We start from the raw sequence: 19,220 nt of genomic DNA on the forward strand, positions 1-19,220 counted from the left end.
TCTCGGGTCAGGTCATGCTTCGTCGCAGATTGGTGCGGTAGGAGTTCTGTATGTGGCGGGCGGCCCGAAGGGCTGAGCCCGCGCCGCTCCCGGACCCGCTCGCGAGCCCGGAGGCGGCGCCGGAGCCGCCGGGTGGCCCCTTCGGCGGCTCCCGCCGGGAAGTGACCGCTCAGAGTGGTTTGCCGGCGACCAGCAGCGTGGTGATCTCGTTGAGCGCGACCGGTTCCTCGACCGTGAATCCGGCCTCCGTCAGCCATCCGACGCCCTGGGAGACGGTGTACTCCGACGAGCCACTGATCATGGCCATGTTGAGGCTCATCAACAGGTTGAAGATCCCTTCGCGGCGCTCGTCGTCGATCATGCTGTCGTAGACGAGGAGCGTGCCGCCCGGGGGCAGCTGCTCGAAGGCCCGCCGCACCAGCTCGCGGCGGCGCTCGTCGACCCAGTCGTGCAGGACGTGGCCGAATATGTAGACCTGGGTGTCGGGCAGCACGTCGGTGAAGAAGCTGCCCGCCTGGTAGGTGACCCGGTCGCGGAGATCGGTCTCGCCGCCCACCGCGTCGACCAGCTCGTCGAAGAACGGCTCCAGCGGGGGCAGGTCGAAGGTCACCCCGCGCAGGTGAGGATGGGCGGCGGCGATCCTCGTGGTCAGCAGCCCGCGACACCCTCCCAGGTCGGCGAAGGACTTCACCTCGTGCCAGCGGTACTTCTCGGCGAGCGGGCGGGCCAGCAGCACCGCGTAGCCGTCCATCGCCTCCGTGAAGGCGCGGGCCCGCCGGGGGTCGGCATACAGCTCGGACGTGAAGTCGCCTTCGGCGGAGAACTTCTGCGCCAGGTTCTCGCCCGATCGCAGAAACGTGCCGAGAGTGCCCCACGCCGGATAGAGCCGGCGCTGGTTGAAGGCGAGGAACCCGCCGATGTACTCGGGCTTGGCGGGATCGAGGTAGGCCGCGGCGAGGGGGGTCACCCCGTACCGGGAACCGTTCCGTGACAGCAGGTCCATCGCGACCAGCGAGTCCAGATAGTCGCCGGTCAGAGAGGGGTGCAGATCGAATTCCCGCTGGATCTCCGAGGCGTCGGCGGGTTCGCGAGACAGGCGGGCGAAGATTCCCAGCTCGATCCCGACGAACAGCGCCTGCGCCTGAAAGAATCCGGTCGCCGTCCTGACAATGGGTAGTGCGCTCTCCGGAAGGGACATCCGGCTTCCTTTCTGGTGGGTGTGGAACGGAAGGGTCGGTCGAGGGCGGATCAGCGCGCGAGCCGTACCGGGAGCGCGTGCAGGGATCGCGAGAAGAAGTCGCGGTGCCAGGCCACGTCCTCGGGAGCACAGTCGAGCCTCAGATCGGGGAACCTCTTCAGCACCCCGTTGATGGCCACCTGCGCCTCCAGCCGCGCCAGGGGGGCGCCCAGGCAGTGGTGCAGGCCGTGGCTGAAGGCCAGGTGCGGGTTGGGGTTGCGGGTGATGTCCAGACGCTCCGGGTCGGGGAAGGCCGCCGGGTCGTGGTTGACCGAGTGCACGGACACGATGATCAGCGAGCCGGCCGGAATCGTGGTCTCCCCGACCTTGATGTCCTCCGTCGCGTGCCCCTCGATCAGCCCCAGCGAGCTCTCGTAACGGAGGAACTCCTCGATGGCGGAGTTGATGAGCTCGGGCCGCGCGGCGAGCAGGTCGAACTGGTCGCGATTGACGAGCAGCGCGTGGAGCCCGTTGGTGATCAGGTTAACCGTGGTCAGGAAGCCCGCGAAGATGAGGAGCATCACGGTCGCGACGAGCTCCTTCTCCGAGAGCCTGTTCTCGCCGTCGCGCGCCTCGATCAGCCCGTGGACGAGGTCGTCGCCGGTGGTCGCCCTCTTGTGCTCGATCAGCTTTCTGACGTACTCCCCGATGCCGGCCTGCTTCTCCCGGAAGCGTTGCACGGGGTTGCCCTCGTAACTCTCCTCAAGGAAGAAGAAGACCGTCTTCTCGCGCAGGCCCGCGAGGTCCTCGTCGGGCAGCCCGAGAAGCTCCCCGATGACCATCATCGGCAGCGGGAAGGCGAAATCCTCCATGAGGTCCGCCTTGCCCTCCTTCTCCAGCTTGTCGAGCAACTGGTCGGTGAACTCCTGCACGCGGGGGCGGAGGAGCTCGGTACGGCGGTGGGTGAACGCCTTCTGCACCAGTTTGCGCAACCGGGTGTGCTCCGGTGGATCGGTGCTCACCATGTTGTTGGCGAACGAGCTCTCGCGCTTCCGGTCGCCGGCCGCGGGCCCGTCGGAGTGGTGCACGGCCTTGCTGAAACGGGGATCGACGAGCAACGTGCGGGCGTCCTCGTAGTGTGTGACGAACCAGGCTTCCAGTCCGATCGGCGTCTGCATGCGATGCACTCGTCCCGCCGCGCGCAGCCGCCGGTAAAAGGGATAGGGATCGATCAGGGCCGAGTCGGGAATGTCGCTTGGCGGCGGGATCGTCTCTGACATGTGCGCTCCTCGGAAATCGTGCCGTCGGTCGAGGTCCGTTCTGGGGCCGGTCAGGTCGGGTGAGCAGGTTGGCGCCGTTCGGAGCGGGTGAGCCGTTCAGTGCCGTTCGAGTCAGGCAAGCCAGCGGCCGTCCTTCATCACCGTCCGGCCGGGAATCTCACCGCGGTGCCGCCAGGCGAGAACGCGCCGCGGGGTGAGAAAGAGGTAGACGCAGCCGGGCACCCGGGAGGGGTTCACCGGCAGCTCGGCGAGAATGGCGGGAGCGTCCGCGGGCAGCTCCGGATAGGGCACGATCTCCACCGGGCCGTCGATGAGCACCACGTCGGCGGGACTGCCGAGCGCGGCCCGCGAGAAACCGTGCTCGCGCAGGTTGCGGACGGTCCGGTGCCGCTCCTGGGTGGCCATCACCAGGTGGGTCCCGTCCCACACGCACCCGAGCGGAACCAAGTGCGCGGTGGAGGCGCCGCCGGTCGCGAGCCAGGCGTGCCTGTCGGTCGTCAGTTTCTCCACCACGTCGGCCTTGCGCTGGGCGAGATCGCGGGCGGGCGGGAGCACGACGCCCCGCGCGGTGCCGGTCACGGCCATCCTCCTTCCTTTCCTGTTCGATCGCTCAGATGGCCGAAACGGCTGCCGCGGCGTTTCCCACCAGAGCGAGAACGGCGAATGTCGTCCGTATCAGGTTCCATTTCCCCCAGGCTCCTCTCGGGTCTTCCCAGTTCGCCGGAATCGCATCGGGATCGAGTGACTTCACTCGCCGGTTGATGGGGACGTTACGGGTTTGCGAGACCAGTCCCACGCAGGCCAGGCAGACGGCCGAGGCTATGAAAAGAGTTCTGGCCGTGTCGTTTCCGGAAAGAATGGAGAGGCTGACGTCCAGAACCAGCGACGTGCCGACGATGATAGGCATCATCGGGTCATAGGCGCGGCCCAGGAGTTTGTGCGCCGCCACGTAGCGATCGGGCGCCATCGCCTGCATCGCCGGCCAGACGCCGACCGCGTGGGTGAACAGCACACCGGCGGCGATCCCGCTACTGACCAGCACGGCGGCGGTGAGAATTTGGGCGATCACGTATGTCGTTCCTCCTCTCGGTCACCGAACGAAGTATCGCGTCCTCGACTTGAGGCGGCCTCGAATATTGCTGGGGAACGTCGCGTGTCATCCATTGAGCCTGGCTTTGAGCGTGATTCGAGGATGCTTCGAGCAGGTGCGGCGATGATGATGGCGCCCAGCGGAGACATACGCCTGGAGAGGGGACCTTGAATGGCGATATCCCGATCTAAAATAAGTGTCGACGAGATTGCCGCGAATCGTCGGCGTGGGGGTGACATTCGCGTTCTGCTCGGCCCCGCCACGGTGGGATCGACTTCGGGATTCATGGGGGTGTTGACCCTGGAGCCCGGCGAGTTCGTGTCCGAGCACTACCACCCGTACTCCGAGGAGTTCCTCTATCTCGTACGCGGTGAGCTGACCGTGCGGGTGGACGGGACGCCGGTCACGCTGAGTGCGGGTGAGGCGCTCATGATTCCCGTCAACGTCCGGCATCGGGTCGAGAACGACGGAAGCGAGCAGGCCCTCGCGGTGTTCCAGCTCGGCCCGCTGGCGCCGCGGCCGGAGCTCGGCCACGTCGACACCGAGCCGCTGCCCAACGCCTCGGAGCCCTCCCTCGGCGTGGGGGAATGCAGATGAGACGCCGGCAGGTGGCCGTCACCGGCATCGGGGTCGTGGCGCCGGGCGGGACGGGCCGTAAGGCCTTCTGGGAGTTGCTGACCGCGGGCCGTACCGCGACCAGGACCGTCTCGCTGTTCGACGCCGAGGGGTTCAGGTCGCGCATCGCGGCCGAGTGCGACTTCGACCCGGTCGCGGAGGGACTCACCGCGCGCGAGGTGCGGCGGATGGACCGGGCCGCGCAGTTCGCCGTCGTCTCCGCGCGGGAGGCGATCGAGGACAGCGGTCTCGACCTGGCCGGGCTGGAACCGTCCCGCGTCGGTGTGACGCTGGGCAGCGCGGTCGGATGCACGATGAGCCTCGAAGAGGAGTACGTCATCGTGAGCGACGCCGGCCGGCAGTGGCAGGTCGATCCGTCCTACGGGGTACCGCACCTGTACGGACATCTGGTGCCGAGCTCGCTGGCCGCCGAGGTCGCGTGGACATGCGGCGCCGAGGGCCAGGTCACGCTCATCTCGACGGGATGCACCTCCGGACTCGACGCCGTCGGGTACGGCGCGCGGTTGATCGCGGAGGGAACGGCCGACGTCGTGCTGGCCGGCGCCACGGATGCCCCGATCTCGCCGATCACGGTGGCCTGCTTCGACGCGATCAAGGCGACCTCCCCCAGAAACGACGATCCGGCACACGCCTCGCGCCCCTTCGACCGGGACCGCAACGGCTTCGTGCTGGGCGAGGGCTCGGCCGTGTTCGTCCTGGAGAGCCTGGAGCACGCCCGGCGGCGCGAGGCCCATGTCTACTGCGAGGTGGCGGGCTACGCCACCCGCGGCAACGCCTACCACATGACCGGGTTGAAGCCGGACGGGCGCGAGATGGCCGAGTCCATCCGGGTGGCCCTGGACAGTGCCCGGGTGGACCCGGACGACGTGGACTACATCAACGCGCACGGCTCCGGGACGAAGCAGAACGACCGCCACGAAACAGCCGCTTTCAAGCGCAGCCTGGGCGACCACGCCTACCGGACGCCGGTCAGCTCCATCAAGTCCATGATCGGGCACTCGCTCGGTGCCATCGGAGCCATCGAGGTGGCGGCCTGCGCGCTGGCGATCGAGCACGGGGTGGTGCCTCCCACGGCCAACCTCAACGCCCCCGACCCGGAGTGCGACCTCGACTACGTCCCGCACACCGCGCGGGAGCGGCCGATCGACGTGGTGCTCAGCGTAGGCAGCGGTTTCGGCGGATTCCAGACGGCGACCGTACTCACCGCCCCCGGAAGGCAGGTGGCATGAGAGGCGCCGCCCCGGTGGTGACGGGGATCGGTGTCGTGGCCCCCACCGGTCTCGGCGTGGAGGAGCACTGGTCCACCACGCTCCGGGGAAGGAGGAGGGTCGGCAGGATCACCAAATTCGACGCCTCCTCCTACCCGGTGAGTCTTGCCGGCGAGATCGAGGACTTCACCGCGGCGGGGAACGTCCCCGGCCGCCTGATCCCGCAGACCGACCACTGGACGCACATGGCGCTGGTGGCGACCGACATGGCCCTGTCCGACGCCGGCGTGAACCCCGCGGACCTGCCCGAGTACGAGATGGGCGTGGTCACGGCGAGTTCCTCCGGCGGGGTGGAGTTCGGCCAGCGCGAGATCCAGGAACTGTGGCACAAGGGCCCCCGCCACGTCGGCGCCTACCAGTCGATCGCCTGGTTCTACGCTGCGACCACCGGTCAGATCTCCATCCGGCACGGCATGCGTGGTCCCTGCGGGGTCGTGGTCGCGGAGCAGGCCGGCGCCCTGGAGTCGCTCGCCCAGGCCCGCCGGGTCCTGCGGGACGGCGCCCGCCTGGTCGTGAGCGGCGGCACCGACGCTCCGTTCAGCCCGTACGGGCTGACCTGCCAGATCGCCGGCGGGCGGCTCAGCACGCGGACCGATCCGCGACGGGCCTACCTGCCCTTCGATACCGACGCCAACGGCTACGTGCCTGGAGAGGGGGGTGCGATCATCCTGCTGGAGGACGCGGAGAGCGCCCGGGAACGCGGTGCGGAGAAGGTGTACGGCGTGATCGCCGGACACGCCGCCACGTTCGACCCGGCCCCCGGGAGCGAGCGCCCGCCGACCCTGCGCCGGGCCATCGAGAACGCGCTCATCGACGCGGACCTGGAGCCGCGCGACGTGGACGTGGTCTTCGCCGACGCGGCCGGCGTCCCCGAGCTCGACCGGGCCGAGGCGGAGGCGATCGCGGCCGTGTTCGGAGATCGGGCGGTACCGGTCACGGCGCCCAAGACGATAACCGGGCGGCTGTACGCCGGAGGGCCCGCCCTCGACACCGTCACCGCCCTGCTCTCCATCCGCGACTCGATCATCCCGATGACGGTCGGCGTCGCGAATCCGGTGCCGGACTACGCGATCGACCTGGTCACGAACGAGCCTCGGGTCGTCGAGATACGCACCGCGATGGTCCTCGCCCGTGGCTACGGAGGGTTCAACGCCGCACTCGTGCTGCGGGCGCCCTCGTGAGCGACCAACCGGGCGCCCTCGTGAGCGACCAACCGTACGGACAACGACAGGAGCAGCGATGAAGGACTTCGACCTCGACGATCTGCGGGAGCTCATGCGGCTCAGCGCGGGGGTGGACGAGGACATCGACATCGAGGGCGACATCGTCGATACCACGTTCACGAACATGAACTACGACTCGCTGGCCGTGCTGGAGCTGGCCAGTCGTATCGAGCGGGACTGGGGTGTGACCGTCCCCGACGAAGTGGCCGCGGGCCTGAAGACCCCCCGCGAGGTGCTCGACCACGTCAACCGGAAGGCCGGGGTGAACTGATCATGGCAGGACACACCGAACGAGCGATCGTGATCTCCGCTCCATCGGATCTGGTGTGGAAGATGACCAACGACGTCGCGTCGTGGCCGGACCTCTTCAGCGAGTACGCCAGAGCCGAGATCATCCATCGCGAGGGCGACACGGTCCGCTTCCGTTTGACGATGCATCCCGACGAGGACGGCAACGCCTGGTCCTGGGTGTCGGAGCGGACGGCGGATCCGGTGACGCGCACCGTGCGGGCGTACCGGGTCGAGACCGGCTGGTTCGAGTACATGAACATCCGCTGGGAGTACCGGGAGGTGCCCGACGGCGTGGAGATGCGCTGGATCCAGGACTTCCGCATGAAGCCGGAGTCGCCGGTGAGCCTGGAGCAGATGACCAGGCGGATCGACACCAACACGCCGGTGCAGATGGAGCTGATCAAGGAGCGGGTCGAGCAGGCGGCGCGGCGAGCCGAGGCGGTATGACGGACCTGCTGCTGCCGCTGGCACTCCTGGCCAACGGCCTCGCGGCCGGCGTGCTGGTGGGCACGGTGCTGGGGGTCGTCCCGTTCTACATGACACTCGCCGCCGACAGCTACGTCAGGGCGCACGCCTTCGCCGTCGGCAGGTACGACCCCTTCCAGCCGGCCTGCCTGCTGATCACCTTCGCGGCCGACACCGCGAAGGCGATCACGGCGCCCACCACGACGGTGCGCGTGCTGTGCGCGGCGGCCGGCCTGGCGGCCATCTCGGTGGTGGCCATCTCGCTGACCCGCACCGTCCCGATGAACCGCTGGATCAAGGCGCAGGACCCGGGGTCGCTGCCCGCCGGCTGGGACCTGGACGCCTTCCGGAACCGATGGGCGCGGTGGAACGGCACGCGCACCGCGGTGGCGGTGCTCGCCCTCGTCCTGAACACGGCGGCGGCCGCCACCCTGCCGTGAACGGCCGCCGATCGCGCGACAGCGAAATCGCGTGACAACAGAGGAGAGAGAGTTCATGAGTTTCCGACTGTCTGGAAAGAACGTCCTGGTCACCGGCGGAAGCAGGGGAATCGGGCGATCGGTGGTGCTCGGTCTCGCCGAGGAGGGATGCAACGTCGTCACCTGCTACCGCGCCGACAAGGAGGCGGCCGAGCGACTGGAGCACGACCTGGCGTCCACCCCGGGCAAGCACAGTGTCGTACAGGCCGACGTGAGCCGGCAGGAGGAGGTGAACGGTCTGATCGGCGAGTGCCGTACCAGGCTGGGCTCGCTGGACGTCGTCGTGCACAACGCGGGCGCCATCAGCCACGTGCCCTTCGCCGAACTCGAACTCGACGAGTGGCACCGGATACTCGACACCAACCTCACCGGCATGTACCTCGTGGTGCGCGGGGCGCTGCCCCTGATGTCCGAGGGCGGATCGGTGATCGCGATCGGCTCCAAGGCGGCGATGGTCGGCGTGCCGCTGCGCACCCACTACACCGCGTCGAAGGCGGGCGAACTCGGCCTCGCGCGATCCCTGTCCAAGGAACTCGGCCCGCGCGGCATCCGGATCAACGTGGTCGCGCCCGGAATCATCAACACCCACGCCGTGGACGACCTCAGCCCCGAGCACGCGCGGCGCTACCGCACCATGACCGCCCTCGGCCGGCTCGGTGAGCCCGAGGAGGTCGCCGACGTGGTGCTGTTCCTGTCCAGCGACCGCTCCCGGTACATGACCGGCGAGACCGTTCACGTCGACGGAGGGATCTGACATGGCGGAGACGACGGTCTTCCGGGTGATGCTGCGCATGCAGATCTTCCCCGGCATGGAGCGGGACTTCGAGAAGGTCTGGTACTCCGTCGCGGACGTGGTCGGCGACAACCCCGCGAACGTCGGGCAGTGGCTGCTGCGGAGCGCCGAGGAGGAGGGCGTCTACCACATCATGAGCGACTGGGTGGACGAGGTCAGGTTCCGCGAGTTCGAGGGCAGCGACGCGCACGTCGAGCACCGCAAGAAGCTGCACCCGTACCGCTCGCACGGCACCATGACGACCCTGAACATGGTGTTCGACCTCGGCCGCGAGCGGATGGAGAGTGGCGGATGAGCGGCCAGGTCCGGGTCGTCGTCTACTACTCCACCCCGGCCGAGGAGGCCGGCTCCGTGGTCGAGGCCTACCGCGAGGTCAACGGGACGATGCGCGGCACCCCCGGTCTGCGGAGCAGCCAGCTGCTCCGCTCGGCGCTCGAACCGGGCGAGTTCGCCGTGCTCAGCGAGTGGGCGAGCCTCGCGGAGTTTCGTGTCTGGGAGGAGGGGACGCGGCACAAGGGGCAGACGTCCTCGCTCCGGCCCTATCGAGACGAGGGACGAGGGAGAGGTTACGGAGTCTATGAAGTCGTGGACGAGCTCTGATCCGAGGGCAGAGCCCCGGACATCCGCGTGGCGGGTCGCGAACGCGGTAGGACGGCACCTGTGGACCGGGTTGCAGAGCGTCGCGAGGACGGGTTTCGCCGACGTGTGGTTGACCGGTGTGAAGGATGGCAGGGAGGACCCGCGATGACCGTGACTTCTCCAGCGGCGGTAAAGGGCATCGAGTGGGTTCGCTGCTCACGGTGCACCGAGATCGTGTACGGCAAGCGGTTCGCGCGCGAGCTCGGCGTGTGTCCCGGCTGCGGGCTGCACACCCGGCTCAGCGCGTGGCAGCGGATCGAACAGCTCTTCGACGAGGGCTGCGCGGAGCCGATCGAGGCGTCGCCGGTCGTGGAGGACCCCCTCGGGTTCGCGGACAGCAGGCCATACACCGACCGGCTGCGCGAGGCACGCCTGAAAACGGAACTGGACGAGGCCGTCGTCTGCGTCCGCGGCACGATCGAGGGACACCCGGCCATCGCGGCCGTCATGGACTTCCGCTTCATGGGCGGCAGCCTCGGGTCCGGGGTGGGAGAGCGCATCGTCACCGCGGCCGAGGCCGCACTGGCCGAACGCATGCCGTTCCTGCTGGTGACGGCATCGGGAGGCGCCCGGATGCAGGAGGGCGCGCTGTCGCTCATGCAGATGGCCAAGACCGGCCAGGCCCTGGCCGAGCTGGACGAGGCCGGGATCCTGACGGTGGCCGTGGTCACCGACCCGACCTACGGCGGGGTGGCCGCGTCCTTCGCGACCCTGCCCGATGTCATCCTCGCCGAACCCGGCGCCCACATCGGGTTCGCCGGCCCCCGCGTGATCAAGCAGACCATCGGCCAGGAGCTCCCCGAAGGGTTCCAGACCGCGGAGTTCCTGCGCGCGAAGGGGCTCATCGACGTCGTCCAGCCCCGGAGCGCGCTGCGCTCGACACTCGCCAGACTCTGTGCCTTCCGGAACCCCGGATCGACCCTCACCCCCGTGAACCGGCCGGAGCCGCCGTCCGAGCTGATCTTCCAGCCGGAACGGCTGCCGGTACGGGACGGCTGGACAGCGGTCCGGCTCGCCCGGCACACGGACCGTCCCACCACTCTCGACTACGCCGGCTACCTGCTGGAGGAGTTCGTCGAGCTGCACGGGGACCGTGTCGGCGGTGACTGCCCGGCCATCGTCGGCGGGATCGGACGGCTTGACAGCAGGCCCATCGTCCTCGTCGGTCACCAGAAGGGGCACGACACCCGCGAGCGAATCGAGCGCAACTTCGGCATGCCGACCCCCGCCGGCTACCGCAAGGCGGCCCGGCTGATGCGGCTCGCCGCCAAGCTCGGCTACCCCGTGCTGACACTCATCGACACGCCTGGCGCCTACCCGGGCATCGAGGCGGAGGAAAACGGCCAGGCATGGGTGATCGCGGAGAACCTCCGCCTGATGTCGGCGCTGCCCGTTCCGGTCGTCGCCGTCGTCACCGGCGAGGGCGGCAGCGGGGGGGCGCTGGCACTCGGCGTCGCCAACCGCGTGCTGGCCCTGTCCAACGCGGTGTACTCGGTGATCAGCCCCGAGGGCTGCGCGTCCATCCTGTGGAAGAGCCGGGCCGAGGCTCCCCGGGCGGCCGACGCGCTGCGGCTGGACGCCAGGGAGCTGCTCAGGCACGGGATCGTCGACGGGGTGATCCCCGAACCCGGCGAGGGTGCTCACACGGACCCGGTGAGGAGCGCGCGACTGCTCGGCGCGGTGGTCACCGAGGCGTTTCAGGAGCTGGCCATTCACGATCCGAGGAAGCTGGTCGCGCAGCGACGCCAGCGATTCCGCCAGTTCGGCTCGGCACCGCGATAGATGAGGGGAGCGCTGATGAGTGAAGGAAGCGCCGTGGAAGAGACGACCGAGGCAACCTCACACGCGCTGATCGGCGAGCTCTGCCGGTGTGCCGTCGAGCTCATCGGCGCCGGCCGGGCCGGCGGGTCCGGGCTCCGGCGGGTCCGCCTGCAGCTGGGCGATTCCAGCGTCGAGCTGGAGTGGCCGGAGAGCGTCGCCGCCACCGGGGGCGCACCGTCCGCGGCCCTTTCGCACGGGGTGCCGTCGGCGGAGGTCGTGCCCGAGGCCGATGACTCGCACCACGTCTGCGCGCCGACGGTGGGGACGTTCTACCGGGCCCCCGAGCCGGGGGCGCCGCCCTTCGTCGGGGTGGGCGACACGGTGGAGAAGGGGCGGCAGATCGGGATCGTGGAGGCCATGAAGCTGATGAATCCCATCGAGGCCGACCGGCCCGGCCGCGTCGTCGAGATCCTGGCGTCCGACGGCGTGCCGGTCGAGTACGGCCAGCCGCTGTTCGCCATCGCCCCCCTCGACGCGCCATGAGCGTGCCTGAGCGCTCATCCGGAGGCTCCGTGATCTCGTCGCTTCTCATCGCCAACCGGGGCGAGATCGCGCTGCGGATCGCCCGCGCCTGCCGTGAGCTGGGCATCCGAACGGTCATGGTCTACTCGACGGCCGATCGCGACTCGCCGGCGCTGCGGCTGGCCGACCAGCTGGTGCGGATCGGACCGGCCGCGGCGAAGCGGAGCTACCTCTACCCACCGGCGATCCTTGAGGCCGCGCTGGGCGCCGGGGTGGAAGCAGTCCACCCGGGTTACGGCTTCCTCTCCGAGGACGCGGACTTCGCGGAGATGTGCGAGGCGGAGGGGTTGACCTTCGTCGGACCGCCGCCGCCGGTCATCGCCTCCCTGGGGGACAAGACGCGGGCGCGAAAGCTCGCCACCGGGGCCGGGCTGCCCGTCCTCCCCGGGAGCGCCGGCACGCTCTCCATCGCGCAGGCGGCCAAGGACGTCGCCGACGAGATCGGCTACCCCGTCATCATCAAGGCCGCGGCGGGCGGCGGCGGACGCGGTATGGCGGTGGTCCGCGATCCGCTGGACTTCTTGCGAGCCTTCACCGAGACCCGGGCGAGTGCCCAGGCGGTGTTCGGCGACGGGCGGGTCTACGTCGAGAAGTACGTCGACACCGCACGGCACGTCGAGGTCCAGATCCTGGCCGATCTCCACGGCAACATCGTGAGCCTCGGGGAACGTGACTGCTCCATCCAGCGGCGCAGGCAGAAGCTGATCGAGGAATCACCGGCGCCCGGGCTCCCCGCGGAGCTCACCGCGCGGATCGGAGAGGCCGCCGTCGCCTGTGCCCGCGCCGCGGGCTACGTGGGTGCCGGCACGTTCGAGTTCCTCGTGGACGCCGGGGGCGGTTTCTTCTTCATCGAGGCCAACTGCCGGATCCAGGTGGAGCATCCGGTGACCGAGATGGTCACCGGCATCGACCTGGTCAGGGAGCAGCTCCTGATCGCCTCCGGCAGGCCTCTCTCCTTTGGCCAGGGGGACATCGCCCCGCGCGGGGTGTCCATCGAGTGCCGGGTGAACACCGAGGATCCCACTCGTGGATTCCTGCCGACGCCGGGACGCATCGAGGAGTTCGTACCGCCCGGCGGGCCGTTCACCCGGGTCGACACCCACGGAGCCAACGGCGTCTCGGTGAGCGCCGACTACGACTCCCTGCTGGCGAAGGTCATCGTCTGGGCACCCGACCGTGATCAGGCGATCGTCCGGATGGAACGCGCGCTGAGCGAGTTCCGCATCACCGGGCGGGGGGTGTGCACCACGATCGGGTTCCTGCGGGAGATACTGGCCGACACGCTGTTCCTCGAGGCGAGGCACCACACGTCGCGGGTGGACGACATGGTCTCTCTCCGGTCGTGAGGGCCCCGTTCCCCGCGGTGACCCCCCGCGGCCGGCTTAAGGCCGGCCGGCCGCGCAGGCGACGCTGTGCCTCGGCCGCCCGCTCCTCGGGTGGTTGGCGGCCAGTACGTCCTGCTGGAGCTCCTGCATCTCGAAGCCGGGTTCCAGCCCGAGCTCCTCCCGGAGGAGATACCGCAGGCGGTGGTAGACCTCCAGTGCCTCATGGCGGCGGCCGGCGCGCGAGAGCGCCTCCATGAGCTGGAGGTGGAACCACTCGTCGAGCGGGTAGACGCTGGCGAGCTCCTTGAGCTCGCCGATCAGCTCATGGTGCTGTCCCATCCTCATCTGTGTTTCGATCTTTAGTTTGACGGCGTGGACGTGAAGCTCCTCCAGCCGGGTCCGGTAGATGTCCAGGCGTGGCCCGGTGACCACATCGGCGAGCGCCTGTCCATGCCAGAGATCGAGCGCCCGGCGGGCCGCCGACGACGCACGTTCGACGTCATCCGCCTTGAGGCTCTCACCGGCGACGTCGACGAAACCCTCGAACTCCACGGCGTCGAGGCCCCCATCCCCGACGGTGAGCAGATAGCCGCCGTGCTTGGTGACGAGCCGCGGAGAATCCGCCGTGACGGCACCGCGGGAGAGCAGTTTTCGCAGTTGGTAGACGTAGGTCTGCAGGGTCGTCTGCGCGCTCGTCGGCGGGCGCCCCTCCCAGAGCTCCTCCATCAGCACTTCCGTCGGAGTGACCTCGTTGGCGGAGGAGAGCAGCAGTGCGAGCACGCTCCGTTGTTTCGGCGCGCTTGGCGCGATCCGCTGTGGACCGTCCTGTATCTCCAGAGTTCCCAGCACCTGAAAGCGCATGTCCACCCGTGTCCCTTCGGTGATGACTACGGACTTTCCTGTTGGATGTGCTCCTTGAGTCAATGACCGACCCCATGTTTTCTCTTTCTAGTGGATGCCTCTGACGTGGCGCTGTCGCCTCTCTTTCGCCCTGTTCTGATAGTGAATGGGATGACTTCTCAACGACATCAGCCACTGGGGAGGGACGGTGCCGACTCCGGTACGGACGGCGCCATGGCCTCGGCCAGTCGCCGGCGGGCGAGCGCGAACCCCGCGGCGGTGACCAGGGCGAGCAGGGAGAGACCGAGGTAGTAGACGGGCCGCGGTTCCCCTCCGGCCAGACGCCCCAGCAGGCTGCCGAGCCCTCCACCGACTCCCGCGAACATCCAGTAGAGGGCCATCGTCCGGCCGGTGAACGCCGCGGGGGCGAGGTCCACGGCCGCGCTGAGTGTCGTCGGGCCGAGGATCACCTCGCCGCAGGCCAGGGTGAACAGGACGAACAGCAGCCACAGCGGGGATACCTGGCCCCCCTCCGCCGCGACCACCGTCGACAGGCTCATCACGACGAAGCCGGCGCCCACGATCCCGTGCCCAAGGCTGATCTTGACAGCCACCCCGGTACGGCCGCCGCCGCGCAGCCACAACCACGCGAAGACCGGAGCGGTGACGAGGATGAAAAGGGGGATCGCCGACTGGAACCAGCTCGCCGGAATCAGGAAGTCACCCACCGTGCGCGAGGTGCGCTGCTGGGCGAACAGGCTGAGCGTCGAACCCGCCTGGATGACGAACATCCAGAACAGCGCCGCGGCGAGCAGCACCCAGCGGAAGGCGGACAGCCGCCGGCGCTCGGCGTGGCCGAGCCGGGTCCGCCGGGTCAACGTCGAGAAGTACACGAACGGCGAGACCAGGGTCACGAGGCCCAAGGCCGCGATCACGTGAATGATCGTGAAGGTGCCCGCCAGGATGTCGGCGGCGAGGAGCACGGCGAGGACCGCCGCGGCGACGGCGATCCTCCTCGTCACGGTGCGCAGTTCGCCGGTGCTCACCGGGTGCGCGGGCCGGCGGCCGGTGTCTCCGAACTTCCTGACGCCCACGGCGTACTGGATGACCCCGAACGTCATACCGAGACCGGCGGCGCCGAAACCGATGTGCCAGTCCACCCGTTCACCGAGGAATCCGGTGACCAGTGGCGCCAGGAGCGCGCTGATCTGGATGCCGATGTAGAAGACGGCGAGGGCTGCCTCGCGCTTGCCTCTCTCGTCGGGACCGTAGAAGCGGCCGAGCAACGCGAGCATGTTCGGCTTCAGCATCCCGGTGCCGGCCGCGATCATCACGAGCCCGAGATAGGCGGTGACCCGGGCCGGAAGGAGCATCATGTAGTGGCCGAGCGCGATGACGATCCCCCCGTAGAGCGTCGCCCGCTGCTCGCCGAGAACCCGGTCGCCGAGCCAGCCTCCCGGCATGGACAGCACGAAGAGAAGCCCGACGTAGGCCCCGTACAGCGCGACCGCGGTGGGCTGCGGCAGGCCCAGCCCGCCCTGACTCTCGGGAGCCACGGCGAACAGGATCAGGATGGCCTGCATGCCGAAGAAGCTGAACCGCTCCCACATGTCGGTCAGGAACAGGGTGGTGAACCAGCGAGGCTGGGTCCGTGTCTTCGAGGCATCGAAAGTCGCGGTCATGGGTTCTCCAGAGGTGATCGACTCTCAGAATGCTCCGATGCGGGGCTAGAGCCCGGGTCGAAGACCGGTTGAGCCGGCGGGCACGGTCGCGGGTCCCGGTGAATCCCCGATTGGTCGCCCACCACCGGCGGGAGCGATCCACGTCATCCCTGTTCGGCCTCGCCGGAGCGCACCGCGCGGGATACCACCAAGCGATCCACGTCATCCCTGTTCGGCCTCGCCGGAGCGCACCGCGCGGGATACCACCAAGCGATCCACGTCATCCCTGTTCGGCCTCGCCGGAGCGCACCGCGCGGGATACCACCACTTGAACCGGCCTCTAGTCGCCTACGAGCGGGGGCGCGCAAACTACAGCAGAGATCATCCTCGATGCGCCGATCGTTACCCGAAGGAGAGCCCGAATGGAACGAATCCTGGTCGTCGCACGAATGCGGCCGTCCGCGGAGACGGAGGTCGCCCACCTGTTCGCCGAATCGGACCACACCGAACTGCCCGAGCTCGGTGGCGCCGTCAGTCGCAGCCTGTTCTCATTCCACGGCCTGTACTTCCAGCTCATGGAGGTGCGGGAGAACGCGCAGCACACGATGGGTCAGATACGTCAGCACCCCGAGTTCCTGCGTCTCAGCGAGAGCCTGACGCGGTTCGTCGAACCGTACGACCCCCAGACCTGGCGCTCGCCGCGTGACGCGATGGCCAGGGAGTTCTACCGGTGGGAGGCCGGGGTGGGAGTGATCCCCAGGCCGGCTCTGTGACGGTAGCCCGGCCACGCACGCAAACCAGCGAGACCACTGTCACCGTTTCGGCGGGGAGGGGCATCAACCATGAACAAGAAAACGATCAGCCGCGAATCGCTACTCGGCATGATGCAGGCGTACAAGACGACGAGCCTCCTGCGGACGGGCGTGTCGATGGGCGTGTTCGACTGCCTGGCGGAGGGACCGGTGGACGCCGAGACGGCTGCGGGCCGTCTGGGCAGTCACCCACGCGGCATGCGGATCCTGCTGAACGCCCTCGCCGCGGTGGGCCTCGTGGAGGAGAGGGCGGGCCGGTTCGAGCTGCCTGCCGGAGCGGAGGAGTTCCTGGTGAACAAGAGCCCCGGCTACCTCGGGGACATGGTCCGGATCATGGCCAGTGACTGGGAGTGGGACTCGCTCAAGAGGCTGGACGAGGCCGTGCGGCACGGCGGGACGGTCATGGAGGTGCACGCCGAGACTCCCGGATACGGGTACTGGGAGGACTTCGCGGCCTACGCGACGGTGGTGGCCCGCCCCACGGCCGAGGTCGCGGCGGAGGCACTGGCGCCGTGGGCCAAGGATCGGGAAAAGCTGGACGTACTGGACGTGGCGTGCGGCCACGGGATGTACGGGCTGACCCTGGCGCAACACAATCCGCAGGCGCGGGTCTGGGCGCTCGACTGGCCCAACGTTCTCCCGCTGACCGAGCAGCACGCGGAGCGGATGGGGGTCCTAGACCGGCTGCACCGGCTGCCCGGCGACATGTTCGAGGTGCCCCTCGGCGGTCCCTACGATGTCGTCCTCGTCACCAACGTCCTCCATCACTTCTCCGAGGAACGAGCCGGCGAACTGCTCAGCAGGCTGGCCCCCGTGGTCAAGCCGGACGGCAAGATCGTGCTGGTGGGCTTCACCCTGGGAGACGAGAGCCCCGCCGAGGATCCGGCGCCGCACCTGTTCTCGATCCTCATGCTGTCCTGGACGTTCGAGGGTGAGGTGCACTCGATCCCCGCCTACGACCGCATGCTGGCCGCAGCGGGCTTCACCGGCGGCCGGCGATACGACGTTCCCGGCCTGGCGTTCCGGGTCCTGATCGCCGACAAGCTCCCCTGACCTCCGGGCCCGTACTCCGCCGAGCCCGTGCCACGCTGAGCCCGTGCTCCACGGCACCGGCCGGTCACCCCGCCCGCTCTCCAGCGAGCCGCCGTCGGCTCGCCTGGGCCAGGGAGGCGTAGATCTCCTCGAACCTGGCGAGCGAGCGGAGATGGTCATGAGTGACCGCGATGGCGCGGCAGACGCCGCCCATCGTGGCTCTCCGGCAGGGATCGGTCAGGACACACGTCAGATGACGCGCGAGGGCGGCCACGTCCCCCGGCCTGTACAGGTAACCGGTGCTGCCCGATCGCACGAGGTGGGCGAGCGCGTCCGCGACGGCGGCGACGACGGGAAGACCACTGGCCATCGCCTCAAGGGTGGCGACGCTCTGCAGCCCGGCCACGCCCGGGACGGCGAAGACGTCGGCCGAGGCATAGGTGAGATGGAGGTCCCTCTCCGTCACCGGGCTCAGAAAGCACAGGCGATCGGCCACCCCGACCTCGTCGGCCAGCCGTTCCAGCCGTGGCCGCTGGAGTCCGGCACCGGCCAGCACGACCTGCGCGTCGGTCCGACGGCAGACGTACGGCAGGGCGCGGACCAGGTCCTCCAGCCTCCTGTCCGCACCGAGCCGGCCGACGTACAGCGCGGTGGCGCGCTCGGGGAGGCCGAGCTCCCTGCGGACCGATGCCTTGGCCCGCTCACGGGGGCGGAAGCGACTGGGATCCACGCCGTGGACCACCGGCTCGACCGGGCGGGTGAGACCCCTGCCCCTGAACAGGTCGGCGGCGATCGCAGTGGGCACCGTGACGTGGTCGGCGCCGTTGAACACCCGGGCGAGATCGTGCCACGCGAGGTCCGCGGCCACGGCCCGCACCCGCGCGGGCACCCCGCGTCGGCGGAACAGGCGATCCGGTGCGACGTGCCCGGTGGCGACCACCGGGATGCCGCTCCGGAGTGCGGCCCCGAGCACCGTACGCCCGACGATGAGGTGCCCCTGGACGTGGACCACGTCGGGGGCGATCCGCCCGATCACCCTCTCGACGGTTCCCCGCGACCAGACCGGTGCCGTGACCCGCGCCATGGGTCTCCCGAACACCGGCACCGACCGGAGCCGATGGATCCGCACACCGTCCACGCTCTCCACCCGGGGCGGCCCGTGGTCGGACTGGCACACGACATGGACCTCGTGACCGCGCATGACCAGTTCGGAGGCGAGCCGCTGTACGGAACGCGCCGTGCCGTTCATGTCGGGAGGATAGGTGTCGGTGCCCAGGAGTATCCGCAACGAGCGGCGCTCGTCCACCATGTGCGGAAAGAGGGGGTCGTGAGAGCGTGTTCCGGCGGGGAGGTCCGGCCAGCCCATGTCGTTGCTCCTCTGTGGTGGGGATCGTTCGGGACCGCGCCCGATCGGCATCCCGGGGGTCCGTCCGAGTACGCCGCCGGCACGCTCAGGTGCGGATTACCGGGGTCGAGGCCCCAGCGGCCGAATGCCACGTTTCCTCCGCGATACGGACAAGTACTCATGCGGGAAACAGACGACATTCTCCGAGGCCTCCCTTCCAAATTCGCGGAACCGAGAGGATCACACCATCGGGGTTCTCCCCCGAGTTCTTCTCGGGGGATCCCTGAGTCACCCCTGACAAATAACCGGTCAGGGATTTGACCATCCGGAATCAACCCACAATGAAGAACGTGACACCTGTCGGAAGGAGGTTGTCATCGAGATTCTCGAATTCCTGGACGGACTTCACCCGCTACTGCTCGCCGCGGCGGTCGCCCTGTTCATGTGCGCGGAGACCTCGCTCCTCATCGGGCTCTTCGTGCCGGGTGACGCGGTGGTCCTGCCGGCCGGGTCGGCTCTCG

The 19,220-nt window shown here is 69.0% G+C and carries 21 protein-coding genes; 14 read left to right on the top strand and 7 right to left on the bottom strand.

The genetic code is table 11. The features are described 5' to 3' along the window. Positions 1-169: 169 nt before the first annotated feature. The 4 genes from OG884_RS13830 to OG884_RS13845 all read right to left on the bottom strand — a co-directional run bounded on the left by OG884_RS13830 (position 170) and on the right by OG884_RS13845 (position 3,526). Positions 170-1,198, bottom strand: a complete 1,029-nt coding sequence (locus OG884_RS13830; RefSeq protein WP_326645658.1) for a methyltransferase — start codon at positions 1,196-1,198, stop codon at positions 170-172. A gap of 50 nt (positions 1,199-1,248) precedes the next feature. Continuing rightward, positions 1,249-2,457: a cytochrome P450 family protein gene (locus tag OG884_RS13835; RefSeq protein ID WP_326645660.1), complete on the bottom strand. Its 1,209-nt coding sequence runs from the start codon at positions 2,455-2,457 to the stop codon at positions 1,249-1,251. A 111-nt stretch (positions 2,458-2,568) separates the two neighbouring features. Beyond that, positions 2,569-3,036: a pyridoxamine 5'-phosphate oxidase family protein gene (locus tag OG884_RS13840; protein WP_326645662.1), complete on the bottom strand. Its 468-nt coding sequence runs from the start codon at positions 3,034-3,036 to the stop codon at positions 2,569-2,571. A 31-nt stretch (positions 3,037-3,067) separates the two neighbouring features. Continuing rightward, on the bottom strand, positions 3,068-3,526 hold the full coding sequence (locus tag OG884_RS13845) for a DUF1772 domain-containing protein (RefSeq protein WP_326645664.1): 459 nt from the start codon (positions 3,524-3,526) through the stop codon (positions 3,068-3,070). Between the two features lie 306 nt (positions 3,527-3,832). Here OG884_RS13845 and OG884_RS13850 point away from each other — a divergent pair, with 306 nt between their 5' ends. The 12 genes from OG884_RS13850 to OG884_RS13905 all read left to right on the top strand — a co-directional run bounded on the left by OG884_RS13850 (position 3,833) and on the right by OG884_RS13905 (position 13,030). Then, positions 3,833-4,144, top strand: coding sequence for a cupin domain-containing protein (locus OG884_RS13850; RefSeq protein ID WP_326645666.1), 312 nt, complete (start codon positions 3,833-3,835; stop codon positions 4,142-4,144). Continuing rightward, positions 4,141-5,412, top strand: a complete 1,272-nt coding sequence (locus OG884_RS13855; RefSeq protein ID WP_326645668.1) for a beta-ketoacyl-[acyl-carrier-protein] synthase family protein — start codon at positions 4,141-4,143, stop codon at positions 5,410-5,412. Before OG884_RS13850 ends, OG884_RS13855 begins: the two co-directional genes overlap by 4 nt. Beyond that, on the top strand, positions 5,409-6,632 hold the full coding sequence (locus OG884_RS13860; protein ID WP_326645670.1) for a ketosynthase chain-length factor: 1,224 nt from the start codon (positions 5,409-5,411) through the stop codon (positions 6,630-6,632). The genes OG884_RS13855 and OG884_RS13860 overlap by 4 nt, the downstream gene beginning before the upstream one ends. 58 nt (positions 6,633-6,690) lie before the next feature. After that, positions 6,691-6,945 (top strand): acyl carrier protein, encoded by a 255-nt coding sequence (locus tag OG884_RS13865; RefSeq protein WP_326645672.1) that lies wholly within the window; start codon positions 6,691-6,693, stop codon positions 6,943-6,945. A gap of 2 nt (positions 6,946-6,947) precedes the next feature. After that, positions 6,948-7,412 carry an SRPBCC family protein gene (locus tag OG884_RS13870; protein WP_326645674.1) on the top strand — a complete coding sequence of 155 codons (465 nt, stop codon included), beginning with the start codon at positions 6,948-6,950 and terminating at the stop codon, positions 7,410-7,412. Continuing rightward, on the top strand, positions 7,409-7,870 hold the full coding sequence (locus OG884_RS13875) for a DUF1772 domain-containing protein (protein WP_326645676.1): 462 nt from the start codon (positions 7,409-7,411) through the stop codon (positions 7,868-7,870). The genes OG884_RS13870 and OG884_RS13875 overlap by 4 nt, the downstream gene beginning before the upstream one ends. 55 nt (positions 7,871-7,925) lie before the next feature. Next, entirely contained in the window at positions 7,926-8,663 is a 738-nt protein-coding gene (locus OG884_RS13880; protein WP_326645678.1) for an SDR family NAD(P)-dependent oxidoreductase, read from the top strand. A gap of 1 nt (position 8,664) precedes the next feature. Next, entirely contained in the window at positions 8,665-8,997 is a 333-nt protein-coding gene (locus tag OG884_RS13885) for an antibiotic biosynthesis monooxygenase family protein (RefSeq protein ID WP_326645680.1), read from the top strand. Further along, positions 8,994-9,302 (top strand): antibiotic biosynthesis monooxygenase family protein, encoded by a 309-nt coding sequence (locus OG884_RS13890; RefSeq protein WP_326645682.1) that lies wholly within the window; start codon positions 8,994-8,996, stop codon positions 9,300-9,302. Before OG884_RS13885 ends, OG884_RS13890 begins: the two co-directional genes overlap by 4 nt. A gap of 144 nt (positions 9,303-9,446) precedes the next feature. After that, on the top strand, positions 9,447-11,123 hold the full coding sequence (locus OG884_RS13895) for an acetyl-CoA carboxylase carboxyltransferase subunit alpha (RefSeq protein WP_326645683.1): 1,677 nt from the start codon (positions 9,447-9,449) through the stop codon (positions 11,121-11,123). Positions 11,124-11,138: 15 nt separating this feature from the next. Next, the gene (gene accB / locus OG884_RS13900) at positions 11,139-11,645 is read left to right on the top strand and encodes an acetyl-CoA carboxylase biotin carboxyl carrier protein (RefSeq protein ID WP_326645685.1); all 507 of its coding nucleotides are present in this window, start codon (positions 11,139-11,141) and stop codon (positions 11,643-11,645) included. A gap of 29 nt (positions 11,646-11,674) precedes the next feature. Further along, the gene (locus OG884_RS13905) at positions 11,675-13,030 is read left to right on the top strand and encodes an acetyl-CoA carboxylase biotin carboxylase subunit (RefSeq protein WP_326645687.1); all 1,356 of its coding nucleotides are present in this window, start codon (positions 11,675-11,677) and stop codon (positions 13,028-13,030) included. Positions 13,031-13,066: 36 nt separating this feature from the next. Here the strand turns inward: OG884_RS13905 and OG884_RS13910 are convergent, their stop codons facing one another. Beyond that, on the bottom strand, positions 13,067-13,870 hold the full coding sequence (locus OG884_RS13910) for an AfsR/SARP family transcriptional regulator (protein WP_326646923.1): 804 nt from the start codon (positions 13,868-13,870) through the stop codon (positions 13,067-13,069). Between the two features lie 167 nt (positions 13,871-14,037). Then, complete coding sequence (locus OG884_RS13915; protein WP_326645689.1) at positions 14,038-15,531, bottom strand: peptide MFS transporter; 1,494 nt, start codon at positions 15,529-15,531, stop codon at positions 14,038-14,040. Between the two features lie 401 nt (positions 15,532-15,932). On the opposite strand from OG884_RS13915, the gene OG884_RS13920 reads away from it, so the two are divergent. Both OG884_RS13920 and OG884_RS13925 read left to right on the top strand, forming a co-directional pair. Further along, the gene (locus OG884_RS13920; protein WP_326645691.1) at positions 15,933-16,283 is read left to right on the top strand and encodes a TcmI family type II polyketide cyclase; all 351 of its coding nucleotides are present in this window, start codon (positions 15,933-15,935) and stop codon (positions 16,281-16,283) included. A 69-nt stretch (positions 16,284-16,352) separates the two neighbouring features. Next, on the top strand, positions 16,353-17,375 hold the full coding sequence (locus OG884_RS13925; protein WP_326645692.1) for a class I SAM-dependent methyltransferase: 1,023 nt from the start codon (positions 16,353-16,355) through the stop codon (positions 17,373-17,375). 64 nt (positions 17,376-17,439) lie between these two features. Here the strand turns inward: OG884_RS13925 and OG884_RS13930 are convergent, their stop codons facing one another. Next, entirely contained in the window at positions 17,440-18,720 is a 1,281-nt protein-coding gene (locus tag OG884_RS13930; RefSeq protein WP_326645694.1) for a glycosyltransferase, read from the bottom strand. Positions 18,721-19,220: the final 500 nt, after the last annotated feature.

Origin of the sequence: Streptosporangium sp. NBC_01755 (genome assembly GCF_035917995.1) — a bacterium.
GTDB lineage: Bacteria > Actinomycetota > Actinomycetes > Streptosporangiales > Streptosporangiaceae > Streptosporangium.